The organism is Actinomadura decatromicini (genome assembly GCF_008121305.1).
GTDB classification, from domain to species: Bacteria; Actinomycetota; Actinomycetes; order Streptosporangiales; family Streptosporangiaceae; genus Spirillospora; species Spirillospora syzygii.
Genome location: NZ_VSRQ01000001.1, coordinates 759350 through 774744, shown reverse-complemented (window position 1 = coordinate 774744; position 15395 = coordinate 759350). Strand labels below are relative to the sequence as shown.

At 72.4% G+C, this 15395-nt stretch carries 1 protein-coding gene; it reads right to left on the bottom strand.

All coding sequences use genetic code 11. From position 1 onward, the window contains the following. Nucleotides 1-14: 14 nt before the first annotated feature. Nucleotides 15-15395, bottom strand: coding sequence for a type I polyketide synthase (locus FXF68_RS02965; protein WP_148757340.1), 15381 nt, complete (start codon nucleotides 15393-15395; stop codon nucleotides 15-17).

The following is a 15395-nucleotide window of genomic DNA, read 5'->3' as shown; positions in this document are numbered from 1 at the left end:
CTCTCGATCCGTGGTCATTCGGTGTCGCCCAGGGCCAGGCGGACGAGGTCGTCCACGTCCGCGGTGCGGATCGCGTCGGTCCCGTCGCCGCCGGTCCCGTTCGGTTCGTCGTCGTCGCCGGCGGCGAGCCGCAGCAGGGCGCCCATCAGGCCGGACTCCCGGAGCTTCGGGAGCGGGATGGCGGCGAGGGTCCGGCGGATCTCGGCGTCCGCCGCGTCCTCGGGGGTGGCGGCGGCGACGCCCAGCTCCGCGCGGAGGTGGTGGGCGCTCGCCAGCGGGTTCGGGTAGTCGAAGAGGAGCGTCGCGGGCAGCCGGAGGCCGGTCGCCGCGTTGAGCCGGTTGCGGAGTTCGAGGGCGCCGAGCGAGTCGAGCCCCATGTCGAGGAACTTGCGCTCCGCTGGGATCGTCTCGCCCTCCGGACGTCCCTGGACGGCGGCGAGCGCCGTCCTGACGACGTCCACCAGCACCCGGATCTGCTCCGGCTCGCTCTTGCCGGACAGGCGGCGGCGCAGCTCCGTGCCCGCCGTCCCGGACCCGTTCGCGGACGCCCGCGACACCGGCGCCGGGACCAGCCCGCGCAGGACGGCGGGCAGCATCCCGGACGCGGCGTGCGAGCGCAGCGTCCCGAGGTCGAGCCGCACCGGGACGAGCAGCGGCCGGTCCCCGGCGAGCGCCAGGTCGAACAGCGCGAGGGCGTCGTCCGCGCCGAGCGGGACGACGCCCGTCCCGGACAGCCGGGCGAGGTCCGCCGCGCTGAGGTCGCCGGTGATGCCGCTGGCCGTGTTCCACAGCCCCCAGGCGAGCGAGGTCGTCCGCAGTCCGGCGCGGGTGCGGTGGTGGGCGAGCGCGTCGAGGTAGGTGTTCGCGGCGGCGTAGTTCGCCTGCCCCGGATTGCCGAGGGCGGCGGCGGCCGACGAGAACAGGATGAGGTGTTCGGGCTGGTGGGGGTGGTCGTGCAGGATTCGGACCGTGTCGACCTTGGGCCGCAGGACGCCGTGGAGCTTCCGCGGGGTGAGGTTGTCGACGGTCGCGTCGTCGATGATCCCGGCGGCGTGGACGACGGTCGCCGGAGCGTGCTCGGTGAGCAGCCGGCCGAACGCCTCGGGGTCGGCGGTGTCGCAGGCCGCGACGGTGACGTCGGCGTCGAGGCCGTCGAGTTCCGCCGCCGTGCCGGCGTTCCGGCCCCGCCTGCTGACGAGCACCAGGCGCCGGGCGCCGTGGTTCGCGACCAGGTGCCGGGCGATCAGGACGCCCAGGGTGCCGGTGCCGCCGGTGATGAGGACCGTCCCGTCCGGGTCGAACGGGGTGTGCGGCCCGGCGGACGGCTCGGCGGGCGGCCGGGCCCGGACGAGCCTCGGCGCGAACGCCGCGCCGTCCCGGAGCGCGAGCTGCGGCTCGCCCGTGGCGACGGCGGCGGGGAGCGCGTCGGCGCCGCTCTCGTCGACGTCGACGAGCTGGATCCGGCCCGGGTTCTCCGTCTGCGCCGACCGGACCAGGCCCCAGGCCGTGGCGGCGGGCAGGTCGCTGACGTCCTCGTCCGGCCGGACGGCGACCGCGCCGTGCGTGACGACGACGAGCCGGGCGTCCGAGGAGCGTTCGTCCCTGAGCCACTGCTGGATTTCGGCGAGGACGTTCTCGGCGACGGAATGGGCCGCCGCGACCGGATCCGCCGTGTCGGTGGTGACGGTGAGGGTCGTGTATTCGGCGTCGGGCGTCGTGGTGGCGAGGGGGAGGGGCGTCCAGTCGAGGCCGAAGAGGGAGTCCCGGCCGGTGCGGGCCGCCGCGAGCTGTTCGCCGCTGACCTCGCGCAGGGCCAGGGCCCTGACGGTGCCGACCGGCTGGCCCGACCCGTCCGCGAGGTCGAGTGTCACCTCGTCGGGACGGTCGAACCCGAGCCGCACGCGCAGGCTCTTCGCGCCGGCCAAGTTCAGGGTGACGCCGCTCCAGGAGAACGGGAGGCGGACCGGGCCGTCGCCCTGGCGGGCGGCGAGGGTGTGCAGCGCGGCGTCGAGCAGCGCGGGGTGGAGGCCGTAGGCGCTCGGGTCGCTTCCGGTGGTCTCGGGGAGTTCCGCTTCGGCGTAGATCCGGCCGTCGTCGTCCTGCCAGGCCGCTTTCAGGCCGTGGAACGCCGGGCCGTAGGTGAGGCCCTGCGCGGCGAGTTTCGCGTGAAGGTCATCGATGTCGATGGATGTGGCATCGGCGGGCGGCCAGGCGGTGGCCGGGATTTCGGGAATTGCTCCGGTGGCGGTGACGGCGCCGGTGGCGTTGTGCGTCCAGTCGGCGCTGGTGGAGCGCGAATGAATGGTGATGGTTCGTCGGCCGTCGTTTTCCGGCGGCGTCAGCGAAAGGCGGAGCTGGACGGGGTCGTCGGCGGTGACGGCGAGTGGCGCGTGGAGCGTCAGTTCGTCCACGGTGTCGTTGCCGGTCTGCCGCGCCGCGTGCAGCGCCAGTTCGAGGAAGGCCGTTCCGGGGAGGAGGACCGTGCCCTGGACGGCGTGGTCCGTCAGCCAGGGGTGGGAGTCGAGCGATATCCGGCCGGTGAACAGGTGCCCGCCGTCCGGGAGTTCGGCCGCGGCTCCGACGAACGGGTGCTCGGACGTGTCGAGACCGGCGGCGGTCAGGTCCATTCCCGTCGCCGGGCTGTCGAGCCAGTAACGCCGTTCCTCGAACGGGTAGGTGGGGAGATCGGCGTGACGTCCGGCCGGGATGATCCGGGTCCAGTCGACCGGGACTCCGGTGTTGTGTGCCCGGATCGTCTCGCTGAGCAGCGTTGAAGTTTGCGGCCGCTTCGGGTTTTGCAGGGCGATGGTCGTGTTCGTCGTCGTCTCACCGGTGAGAGTGGTGAGCGTTGTGTCGGGGCCTATTTCGATGTAGGTGGTGACGCCCTGCTCATCCAGGTATTGGACGGCCTTGTGGTAGTTGACCGTGCCGAGGAGGTGCTCGGCCCAGTATTCGGGCGTGTGCTCGGCGGGCTCCCCGGTGAGGTTGGAGATGACCGGGATGTTCGCGGAGTGGTGGGTGATTTGGCGGGCGGCCTCGGTCAGGGGTGCGACGGCCTCGTCCATGAGGGAGGAGTGGAAAGCGCGGTTGGTGGTGAGCAGGCGGGTGCGCCGCCCTTCGTCCTTCCAATGCCGGATGACTTCTTCGACGGCGTCGCGCGGGCCCGAGATGACCGTGCTGTGCGCGGTGTTGACGGCGGCGATGCTGACGCCGTCGGTGAGGGTGATTTCGTCGGGTGCTGCGTTGATGGCGGCCATGGCCCCGGCGGGGGTGTCGTGCATGGCGCGGGCGCGTGCGGTGACCAGCGCGGACGCGTCGGCGAGGGAGAGCGTCCCGGAGGTGTGGGCGGCGGTGAGTTCGCCCAGCGAATGCCCGACCAGGTAATGGGGCGTGATTCCCCAATCGGTTAGCAGCGCGTGCAGCGCTGTCTGGTAGGCGAAGAGGGCGGGTTGGGTGTAGAGGGTCTGGTTCAGTTCTTCGGGGTCGTCGGCGAACATGATCTGCTTGAGTCGCGGGTCGAGATGCTCGCAGGCGGCGTCTAGGGCCTCGGCGAATACGGGGAACGTCTCGTACAGTTCGCGGCCCATTCCCGCGTGCTGCGAGCCTTGCCCGGAGTAAAGGAACGCGACTTTCCCGGGGTTCGCGGTGACCGGTTCCAGGTCGTCGTCCAGTCCTTGGACGAGTTCGTCGATGGTCTTCGCGACGATGCCCGTGCGCAGCGGGAAATGGGCGCGTCCGGTCGCCAGCGTCCGGGCGATGTCGGGAAGGCCGACCGAAGTATTCGCGGCGACGAAATCGCGGAGTCGTGCCGCCTGGTCCCGCAGGGCGGATTCGGTTTTGGCCGACAGGAGCACCGGCATGGGATGGCCGGGCTGCTCGGTTTCTCCGGCGTCCGTGCCGGGAGCCTGTTCGAGGATGATGTGGGCGTTCGTCCCGCTGATCCCGAACGACGAGACCGCCGAGCGCCGGGGACGGTCGCTCTCCGGCCAGTCGATCTGTTCGGTGAGCAGGCTGACGGCGCCGGTCTCCCAGTCGACGTGCGGCGAGGGCTCGTCCACGTGCAGCGTTTTCGGCAGGACGCCGTGGCGCATCGCTTCGACCATTTTGATGATTCCGGCGACGCCCGCGGCGGCCTGGGTGTGGCCGATGTTCGACTTGATAGACCCGAGCCGCAGCGGCCGGTCGGCGGGCCGTTCCCGCCCGTAGGTGGCGAGTAGTGCCTGCGCTTCGATCGGGTCGCCGAGAGTGGTCCCGGTGCCGTGGGCTTCGACGGCGTCGATGTCGTCCGGTGCGAGACCGGAATTGGCGAGCGCGGCCCGGATCACCCGCTGCTGCGACGGGCCGTTCGGCGCCGTCAGGCCATTGCTCGCGCCGTCCTGGTTGATGGCGGAGCCGCGGACGACGGCCAGGATCGGATGGCCGTTCGCGCGCGCGTCCGACAGCCGTTCCACGAGCAGCATTCCGGCGCCCTCGCCCCATGCGACGCCGTCGGCGGCGGCGGCGAACGACTTGCAGCGCCCGTCCGGGGAAAGGCCGCGCTGGCGGCTGAACTCCACGAACGTGCTCGGCGTGGCCATCACCGTGGAGCCTCCGGCGAGCGCCAGGTCGCATTCGCCGTTCCGGAGCGCCTGCGCGGCCAGGTGCAGGGCGACCAGCGACGACGAGCACGCCGTGTCCACCGTGACGGCCGGGCCCTCGAAGCCGAACGTGTAGGACACGCGTCCGGACGCGACGCTCCCGGAGCTGCCGGTGCCGACGTACCCCTCGACGTCCTTCGGGATCCGCCGGGCCAGGCGGCCCCCGTAGTCGCTGTACATGATCCCGGTGAAGACGCCGGTCCGGCTGCCGCGCAGGCCGCCGGGGTCGAGGCCCGCCCGTTCGAGCGCCTCCCAGGTCGTCTCCAGGAGGAGCCGCTGCTGCGGGTCGATGGCGAGGGCCTCGCGCGGGGTGATCCCGAAGAAGGCCGGGTCGAAGTGGTCGGCGTCGTGCAGGAACCCGCCGTGCCTGGTGTAGCTCTTGCCGGGACGTTCCGGGTCCGGGTCGTAGAGCGCGGCGACGTCCCAGCCGCGCCCGGTGGGGAACGGCGACACGGCGTCCGTCCCCGACGTGACGAGGTTCCACAGGTCGCGCGGGCCGCGGACGCCGCCGGGGTAGCGGCACGCCATCCCGACGATCGCGATCGGCTCGTCGACGGCGGCGCGCGTGACGGCCGGCGCGGCCGCCGCCTCCGGACTCGTCTGGAGGAGGCGCTCACCGAGCAGGTCCGCGAGCGCGGCGGGCGTCGGGTAGTCGAAGACGAGCGTGGCGGGCAGCGCGAGCCCGCTCGCCCGCTTGAGCCGGTTGCGCAGCTCGACGGCGGTGAGCGAGTCGAACCCGAGCTCCTGGAACGGCCGGTCCGGCTCGACCGCCTGGCCGGACCTGTGCCCGAGCGCCGTCGCCACCTCCGACCTGACCAGGTCGAGGAGCGCGGCGCGCCGGTCCTCGTCGCCGAGCCGGGCGAGCCGCTGGACGAGCGCGGCCGACCCGCGTCCCGGCCGCCGGGCCCCGGTGCGGACGAGTCCGCGCAGCACCGAGGGCAGCGCGTCGTCCAGGTCGCGGAGCGCCGCCGGTTCGAGCCGGACGGGGGCGAGCACGGCGTCGTCCAGCGAACGTGCCAGGTCGAAGAGCGCGAGCCCCTGCTCGGAACCGATCGGGGTGATCCCGTCGCGGGACATCCGCGCCGCCGTGTCCGCGTCGGCCCCGGCGGCCATGCCGTCGGACGCCCACGGGCCCCAGGCCAGCGACGTCGCGGGCTGCCCGGCGGCGCGGCGGCGGTGCGCGAGCGCGTCGAGGAACGCGTTCGCGGCGGCGTAGTTGGCCTGCCCGGGACTGCCGAGCGTGCCCGCCACGGACGAGAACAGGATGAACGCGTCCAGGCCGGCGGTGAGCTCGTGCAGGTTCCACGCCGCGTCGACCTTGGGGCGGAGCACCGCGTCGAGCCGGTCGGCGGTCAGGCCGGTGACGGTCGCGTCGTCCAGGATCCCGGCCGTGTGGACGACGGCCGTGACGGGATGCTCGGCGAGGAGGTCCGCGAGCGCCCGCCGGTCGGACACGTCGCACGCCGCGATCGTGACGTCCGCGCCGTGCGCGGTCAGCTCCGCCTCCAGCTCCGCCGCGCCCGGGGCGTCCGGCCCGCGGCGGCTGACGAGCAGCAGCCGCCGGGCGCCGTGGTCGGCGGCGAGGTGCCCGGCGACCAGCCCGCCGAGCGCGCCGGTCCCGCCGGTGACCAGGACCGTGCCGTCCGGGTCGAACGCCGGGACGGCCGCCGGTGCGTCGGCGGTGGCCCGGGCCAGGCGCGGGACGTGCGTTCCGCCGTCGCGGACGGCGAGCTGCGGCTCGTCGGTCGCGACGGCCGCCGCGACGGTCGCGCGGGCGGCGTCCGCGTCGAGGCCAGGGTCGAGGTCGAGGTCGAGCAGGACGACGCGGTCCGGGTTCTCGGCCTGCGCCGAGCGGATCAGGCCCCACACGGCCGCCGTGGCGGGGTCGGGGTCGTCCATGACCGAGCCGTTGGTGACGACCGCGAGGCGGACCTCGGTGAGCCGCTCGTCCGGAAGGAAGTCCTGGAGAAGGGCCAAGACGTCCTTGGTGAGGGCGTGCGCGTGGGCGGCCGGGTCGGTGCCGTCGTCCGCCGCGCAGCGGACGAAGAGCAGATCGGGTGTCGGCGCGCCGGACTCGATCGCGTCCCGGAGCGCGGCCAGGTCCGGGTAGGCGGGCTCGTCTTCCGCCAAGAAGCCGGGCGGGTCGCCCAGTGCCGCCCAGCCACCGGTCGGGTCCTCGGGGGCGACGGGCTTCGGCGTCCACTCGATCCGGTAGATGGACGGCGGTGCCGCCTTGACGAGCTGCTCCGTCCGGACGGGACGCGTGGCCAGCGCCCCGATCGTCGCGACCGGCGTCCCGGCGGAGTCGGCGAGATGGAGGCCGAGCGTCTCGGCGGACGTCGGGGTCAGCCGGGCCCGCAGGGTTCCCGTCCTGGTGTCGCTCGACGTGACGCCGCTCCAGGAGAACGGCAACCGGATCGCGCCCGGATCGCCGGTCTCGCCGGAGAGGAGGGTCGAGTGCAGGACGGCGTCGAGGAGGGCGGGATGAAGATGGAATCCGGCGCCGGGCTCTTCCGGGAGCTCCGCCTCCGCGTAGATGTCGCCGCCGTCCTGCCAGGCGGCCTTGAGGCCCTGGAACAGCGGGCCGTAGACGTAGCCGCGCTCGGCCAGCCGGTCGTAGAGGTCCGCGATGTCGACCGGAGCGGCGCCGGGAGGCGGCCAGGCCGCCAGGTCCGCCTGGACGGGAATCCCCGTCGCCGTGACGCTGCCGGTGGCGCAGATCGTCCATTCCCGCTTTTCGACGGAATCGCCGTAGGCGCGGGCCCGAATGGTGATCGCCCGGTCGTCGTCGACGATGACCTGGAGCTGCGCCGCCTCGCCGGCGGCCAGGATCACGGGCGCGTGCAGGGTCAACTCGTCGACCGTGTCGCATCCGACATGGCTCGCGGCGTGCAGCGCGAGTTCGAGGTAGAGCGTGGCGGGCAGCAGGACGGCGCCGTGGATCGCGTGGTCGGCGAGCCAGGGGTGGGAATCGAGCGAGACCCGTCCGCTGAGGAGGAGTTCGCCGTCGCCCGGCAGATCCGTGACCGCCGTGAGGATCGGATGGTCGGTGCTTTGCAGGCCGTGGCTCGCGGCGCCCGAGACGGCGAGGCTCTTGGTGGTCCAGTAGCGGTCGTGCTGGAACGGATAGGTCGGCAGTTCGACCTGGCGTCCGGTGGGAATGACCTTCGGCCAGTCGATGGGGACACCGCTGTTGTGCGCGTCGGTGACCCCGGTGAGCAGCGCCGTGCTCTGCGGTTGTTTCGGATTCTGCAGGGCGACGGTCGCGCCGGTGGCGGTGTCGGCGGTGAGGGCCGTCAGCGTGGCGTCGGGCCCGATTTCGATGAACGTGGTGACGCCCTGCCGGTCGAGGTACTGAACGGCTTGGTGGTAGTCGACCGTGCCGAGGAGGTGCTCGGCCCAGTATTCGGGCGTGTGCTCGGCGGGCTGGCCGGTGAGATTGGAGATGACCGGGATCGTGGCCGGGTTGTGGACGAGGTCGCGGGCGGCCTGGGTCAGAGGCTCGACGGCCTGGTCCATAAGGGAGGAGTGGAAGGCGCGGTTGGTGGTGAGCAGGCGGGTGCGCCGTCCTTGGTCCTTCCAGTGTTGGGCGATTTCTTGCACGGCTTCTGCCGGGCCGGAGATGACGGTGCTTTGTGCCGCGTTGATGGCGGCGATGCTGACGCCGTCGGTGAGGGTGATTTCGTCGGGGGCTGCGTTGATGGCGGCCATGGCCCCGGCGGGGGTGTCGTGCATGGCGCGGGCGCGGGCCGTGACCAGCGCGGCCGCGTCCGCGAGGGACAGCGTCCCGGAGGTGTGGGCGGCGGTGATCTCGCCCAGCGAATGCCCGACCAGGTAATGGGGCGTGATGCCCCAATCGGTTAGCAGCGCGTGCAGCGCGGTCTGGTAGGCGAACAGGGCGGGCTGGGTGTAGAGGGTCTGGTTCAGTTCTTCGGGGTCGTCGGCGAACATGATCTGCTTGAGTCGCGGGTCGAGGTGTTCGCAGGCGGCGTCGAGGGCCTCGGCGAATACCGGGAACGTCTCGTACAGTTCGCGGCCCATTCCCGCGTGCTGCGAGCCCTGCCCGGAGTAAAGGAACGCGACCTTCCCAGGACGGCTGACGACCGGCTGAAGGTCGTCCAGCCCCCGGACGAGTTCCTCGGCGCTTCCGGCGACGATCCCGGCGCGGTGGGCGAAGCGGCTGCGTCCGTTCGCGAGCGTGTGGGCGATGTCCGCGACGTCGGCCGCCGGGTCGGAGGCGACGAATTCGCGCAGTCGCGCGGCCTGCTCGTACAACGCGCTTTCCGTCTTCGCCGAGAGCAGCACCGGCACCGGATGGGCGGGCCGTTCCGGCTCGGGAACGTCCGCCCCGGGCGCCTCTTCGAGGATGACGTGGGCGTTGGTGCCGCTGATGCCGAACGAGGAGACTCCGGCACGGTGCGGATGGCCGTAGTCGGGCCATTCGATCGCCTCGGTCAGGAGGCTGACGGCCCCGGACTCCCAGTCGACGTGCGGTGACGGGGCGTCGATGTGAAGGCTCTTGGGCAGGACGCCGTGCCGCATCGCCTGCACCATCTTGATGACCCCGGCGACACCCGCCGCGGCCTGCGTGTGCCCCATGTTCGACTTGATGGACCCGAGCCGTAGCGGCTGGTCGGCCGTCCGCGCCTGCCCGTAGGTGGCGAGGAGCGCCTGCGCCTCGATCGGGTCGCCCAGCGTCGTCCCGGTCCCGTGCGCCTCGACGGCGTCGACCTGGTCGGCGGTGAGCCCCGCGTTGGCGAGCGCGGCCCGGATCACCCGCTGCTGGGACGGCCCGTTAGGCGCGGTGAGTCCGTTGCTCGCGCCGTCCTGGTTGATCGCCGTGCCCCGCACCACGGCCAGGACGGGATGCCCGTTGGCCTTCGCGTCCGACAGCCGTTCCAGCAGGAGCATCCCGGCGCCCTCGCCCCACGCCACGCCGTCGGCGGACGCGGAGAACGACTTGCTGCGCCCGTCCGGGGCGAGGCCGCGCTGGCGGCTGAACTCCACGAACATGCCCGGCGAGGCCATGATCGTGGAGCCTCCGGCGAGCGCCAGGTCGCATTCGCCGTTGCGCAGCGACTGGACGGCCAGGTGCAGCGCGACCAGCGACGACGAGCACGCCGTGTCGACGCTGACCGCCGGGCCCTCGAGCCCGAAGGTGTAGGCGATCCGTCCGGACGCGACGCTCGCCGTGTTGCCGGTCAGCAGGTAGCCGCCGAGCTCCTCCGGCCCGTGATGCTGGAGGGACAGGTACTCGGCGGTCGCGACCCCGGCGAACACGCCCGTCGCGCTGCCGCGCACGGTCGCCGGGTCGATGCCCGCCCGCTCGAACGCCTCCCAGGCGGTCTCCAGCATGAGCCGCTGCTGCGGGTCCATCGCGAGGGCCTCGCGGGGGCTGATACCGAAGAAGTCCGCGTCGAACCGGTCGACGCCGTCGAAGAATCCGCCCTGCGTCGTGTAGGTGCGGCCGGGAGTGCCGGGGGTCGGGTCGTAGAGGGCGGCCTTGTCCCAGCCCCGGTCGGTGGGGAACTGGGTCACGGCGTCGATTCCGTCCGCGACCAGCCGCCACAGTCCCTCGGGGTCGCGGACGTCGCCGGGGAAGCGGCATCCCATCCCGACGATCGCGATCGGCTCGTCGGTCGCCTGGACGATCGCCGACGCCACGGGCGCCGCCGTCTCCGCCGACTCGGCGGACAGCTCGCCCGCCAGGTGGGCGGCGAGCGCCTCGGGCGTCGGATAGTCGAACAGCGTGGCGGCGGGCAGCCGCAGCCCGGTGCTCCGGCTGAGGTGGTTGCGCAGGTCGACGGCGGTGAGCGAGTCGAACCCGAGCGACTGGAACGGGCGCGTCGCCTCGACGGCCTCCGCCGTCGCGTGCCCGAGCACCGCCGCCGCCTCCTCCCGCACCAGGTCGAGCAGGACGGCCTCAAGCTCGGCGCGGCTCTTCCCGGCGAGCTTCGAGGCGCCCGGCCGGGCCGCGGCCGACTGCCGCGCCCGCCGCGCCGGCGACCGCACCAGCCGCGCCGGGACCAGCGCCGCCGCGTCCGCGCCGACCGCGAGGTCGAACAGCGCGAGCCCCTGCTCGGCGGACAGCGGCGCGACGCCGCCGCGGGCGAGCCGCGCCGCGTCCGCCTCGGTCAGCTCGCCGGCCATCCCGGTCATCGCCCAGGGCCCCCAGGCGAGGGACACGGCGGGCCGACCCTGCTGAACGCGGTGGTGGGCGAGGGCGTCGAGGTAGGTGTTGGCGGCGGCGTAGTTGGCTTGTCCGGGGTTGCCGAGTGTTCCGGCGGCGGACGAGAACAGGACGAACGCGTCCAGGTCGCGGGTGAGCTCGTGCAGGTTCCAGGCCGCGTCGACCTTCGGGCGCAGGACGGCGTCGAGCCGTTCCGGTTCGAGGTTCGCGATGGTCGCGTCGTCCAGGACACCGGCCGCGTGGACGACCGCGTTCACCGGATGCCGCGCGAGGAGGTCGGCGAGGGCCTCCCGGTCGGCGGCGTCGCACGCGGCGACGGTGACATCGGCCTGCAATTCCTGGAGTTCGGCGGCGTTCTCGGCGTCCGGGCCCTGGCGGCTGATGACGAGCAGGCGGCGGACGCCGTGCTCGTCCACCAGGTGCCGCGCGAGGAGGCGGCCGAGTCCGCCGGTGCCGCCCGTGATCAGGACGGTGCCGTCCGGGCCGAACGGGCTCGCGGGGGATTCCGCCCAGACGTCGGCGCGCGGGAGGCGGAAGGCGTGCAGGGCGCCGTCGCGCAGCACGAGTTGCCGCTCGTCGCCGACGCCGAGCGACGCCGGGAGGGCCGCCGCGCTCGACTCCTGGTCGTCGAGGTCGATGAGCGTGAACCGTCCGGGATGCTCCGACTGCGCCGAGCGAATCAGGCCCCAGGCGGGCGCGGCGGCCAGGTCGGTGATGGGCTCGCCCGGGCGGACGGCCACCGCGCCGCGCGTGGCGACCGCGAGCCGGACGTCCGCGAGCCGCTCGTCGGCGAGCCATTCCCGGACGAGGCCGAGGAGCCGCCGGGTGGCGGAATGGGCCGCCTCGGCGGAGCCGTTCCCGTCGCCGCCGTGGCACACCAGAATGGTCGACGGGGGCCGCTCGCCGTTGTCGAGAGCCGCGCTCAGCGCGGCGAGGTTGGCGAAGGCGGGAACGTCGGCGGCGGCCAGCGAGGGGAACGGCTCGCCGAGGAGAGCCCATTCCGTTTCGGTGCCGCTTTCGATCGGCGTCCAGTCGACCTGGTAAACGGTGTCGCCGCCGCCGGAGCCGATCCGGTCGGCGGGCATGGGCCGGACGGCGAGCCCGCGGATCGTCGCGACCGGGGCGCCGGAACCGTCGGCGAGGACCAGCCGCACCGAATCGGACGCCAGTACCTCGATCCGCACCCGGAGACGGTCGGCGCCCGGCGCGTGCAGCGACACGCCGCTCCACGAGAACGGCACGCTCAAACGGTCCGCGCCCTGGACGACGAAGGTGTGCAGCGCGCAGTCCAGAAGGGCCGGATGGATGCCGAAAGCGCCCGGTCGGGCGTCGTCGGGGAGCGCCACTTCCGCGTAGAAGTCCTGGTCCTGCCGCCAGGCGGCGCGCACTCCGAGGAATGACGGGCCGTAGTCGAACCCGAGATTGCCGAGGAACCGGTAGATCTCGTCGGGGTCGAGCGGTTCGGCGTTCGCGGGCGGCCACGCGGTCAGCGCCACGGGCTCGGGGGACGTGGTGGTGATCAGGCCGGTGGCGTGCCGCGTCCATTCGGTGTCGCGGGCCGCGTCCTCCGGACGGGAATGGACGGTGAAGGAACGTCCGCCGTTTCCGTCCTCCGGGCCGATCGCCAGCCGGATCTGGAAGACCTCGCCGTCCTGGACGCCCAGCGCGGCGTGATGGGTCAGTTCCTCGACCGTGTCGTAGCCGATGTGGTTCGCGGCGTGAAGGGCGAACTCGACATAGGCCGTCCCGGGGAGGACGGCGGTGTCGTAGACGATGTGGTCGGCGAGCCACGGCTGCGACTTGAGGGAGAGCGTCCCGGTGAAGACGTGCCCCTGGTCGTCGGGGAGTTCCACGACCGCGCTCAGCAGCGGGTGTCCGGTGGACGTCAGCCCGGCGGTGCGCAGATCGGCACTCGTCGCGGGTGCGTCCAGCCAGTAGGGCTCTTCCTCGAACGGGTAGGTGGGCAGGTCGGCGTGGCGTCCGGCCGGGATGATCCGGGTCCAGTCCACCGGGACTCCGGTGTTGTGGACCTGGGTGATGTTGCCGAGCAGCGTCGAGGTCTGCGGCTGCTTCGGATTCTGGAGCGGAATGGTGGTCGCGGTGGTGGTGTCCGCCGTGAGGGCGGTGAGCGTGGTGTCCGGACCTATTTCGATGTAGGTGGTGACGCCCTGCTCATCCAGGTATTGGACGGCCTTGTGGTAGTTGACCGTGCCGAGGAGGTGCTCGGCCCAGTATTCGGGCGTGTGCTCGGCGGGCTGGCCGGTGAGGTTGGAGATGACCGGGATCGTGGCCGGGTTGTGGACGAGGTCGCGGGCGGCCTGGGTCAGGGGCGCGACGGCGTCGTCCATGAGGGAGGAGTGGAAGGCGCGGTTGGTGGTGAGCAGGCGGGTGCGCCGTCCTTCGTCCTTCCAATGCCGGACGATTTCCTGAACGGCCTCGGACGGACCCGAGATGACCGTGCTGTGCGCGGTGTTGATGGCGGCGATGCTGAGGCCGTCGGTGAGGGTGATTTCGTCGGGTGCTGCGTTGATGGCGGCCATGGCCCCGGCGGGGGTGTCGTGCATGGCGCGGGCGCGTGCGGTGACCAGCGCGGACGCGTCCGCGAGGGACAGCGTCCCGGAAGTGTGGGCGGCGGTGAGTTCGCCCAGCGAATGCCCGACCAGGAAGTGCGGGGTAATTCCCCAATCGGTCAGCAGCGCGTGCAGCGCGGTTTGGTAGGCGAAGAGGGCGGGCTGGGTGTAGAGGGTCTGGTTCAGTTCCTCCGGGTCATCGGCGAACATGATCCGCTTGAGTCGCGGATCGAGATGCTCGCAGGCGGCGTCGAGAGCCTCGGCGAATACGGGGAACGTCTCGTACAGCTCCCGGCCCATTCCCGCGTGCTGCGAGCCTTGCCCGGAGTAAAGGAACGCGACTTTGCCCGAGTGCCGGACGGATTCACCGACGATCTCACCCTCAAGGGCCTGGCGCAGCTCGGCCAGGTCGGCGGCGACGATGGCGGCGCGGTGCTCGAAGCGGGCGCGCCCGGTCGCCAGGGTGCGGGCGATGTCCGTGAGTTCGGCCGTGGGCTCGGAAGCGACGAAATCGCGCAACCGTGCCGCCTGCTCCTGCAAGGCGGGCTCGGTCCTGGCCGAGAGGAGAACCGGCAGCGGGTGCTCCGGCCGCACCGGCTCGGGGAGATCCGCTTCCGGTGCCTGTTCGAGGATGACGTGCGCGTTCGTCCCGCTGATCCCGAACGACGAGACCGCCGAGCGCCGGGGACGGTCGCTCTCCGGCCACGCGATCTGCTCCGTGAGCAGGCTGACAGCACCGGAATCCCAATCGACGTGCGATGAGGGCTCGTCCACGTGCAGCGTTTTCGGTAGGACGCCGTGGCGCATCGCTTCGACCATTTTGATGATTCCGGCGACGCCCGCGGCGGCCTGGGTGTGGCCGATGTTCGACTTGATCGACCCCAGCCGCAGCGGCCGGTCGGAAGGCCGCTCCTGCCCATAAGTGGCGAGTAGTGCCTGCGCTTCGATCGGGTCGCCGAGAGTGGTCCCGGTGCCGTGGGCTTCGACGGCGTCGACGTCCTCCGGCTTCAAACCGGAATTGGCGAGCGCGGCCCGGATGACCCGCTGCTGTGACGGGCCGTTCGGCGCCGTCAGGCCATTGCTCGCGCCATCCTGGTTGACCGCCGAACCCCGGACGACGGCCACGATCGGGTGGCCGTTCGCCTGGGCGTCCGACAGCCGTTCGACCACCAGGACACCGGCGCCCTCGGCCCAGCCCGTCCCGTCGGCGGCGGCGGAGAACGCCTTGCAGCGCCCGTCCGGGGAAAGGCCCCGCTGGCGGCTGAATTCGACGAAGACGCCGGGCGACGTCATGACCGTCGCGCCGCACGCGAGCGCCAGATCGCATTCACCGTTGCGCAGCGACTGGACGGCGAGGTGCAGGGCGACCAGTGACGACGAGCACGCCGTGTCGATGCTGACGGCCGGGCCCTCAAGGCCGAGCGAATAGGAGAGCCGCCCGGACGCGACGCTGGCGAGGATTCCGGTCAGCAGATAGCCCTCGGACTCGGGCGGCCCGCCGTACCGCATGGTGGCGTATTCCGCCGTCGCGACTCCGGTGAAGACGCCGGTCCTGCTGCCGCGCAATGTGGCCGGGTCGATCGCGGCGCGCTCAAGGGCCTCCCAGGACGACTCAAGGAGAAGCCGCTGCTGCGGGTCCATCGCCAGCGCTTCCCGCGGGCTGATCCCGAAGAACTCGGCGTCGAACCTTTCGGCGTCCTGCACGAAGCCGCCGCGGACGCAGTAGGTCTTTCCCGGCACGTCCGGGTCCGGGTCGTAGAGTTCGTCGGCGTTCCAGCCGCGTGCCTCCGGGAAACCGGAAATGGCCTCCTCGCCCCGCGCGACGAGGTCCCACAATTCGCCGGGCGAGCGGACGCCGCCCGGGAAACGGCATCCCATCGCGACGATGGCGATGGGCTCGTGGTTCTTCGACTCGATGTCGCGGAGGCGCCGGCGCGCGTCGTGCAGATCGGCGGTGACGCGCTTGAGATAGCCGCGCAGGGTGTCCTCGTTGGTCAT

Excerpts from the sequence above, each read along its gene's own strand:
- FXF68_RS02965 (WP_148757340.1), bottom strand. The coding sequence starts at position 15,395 with ATGACCAACGAGGACACCCTGCGCGGCTATCTCAAGCGCGTCACCGCC.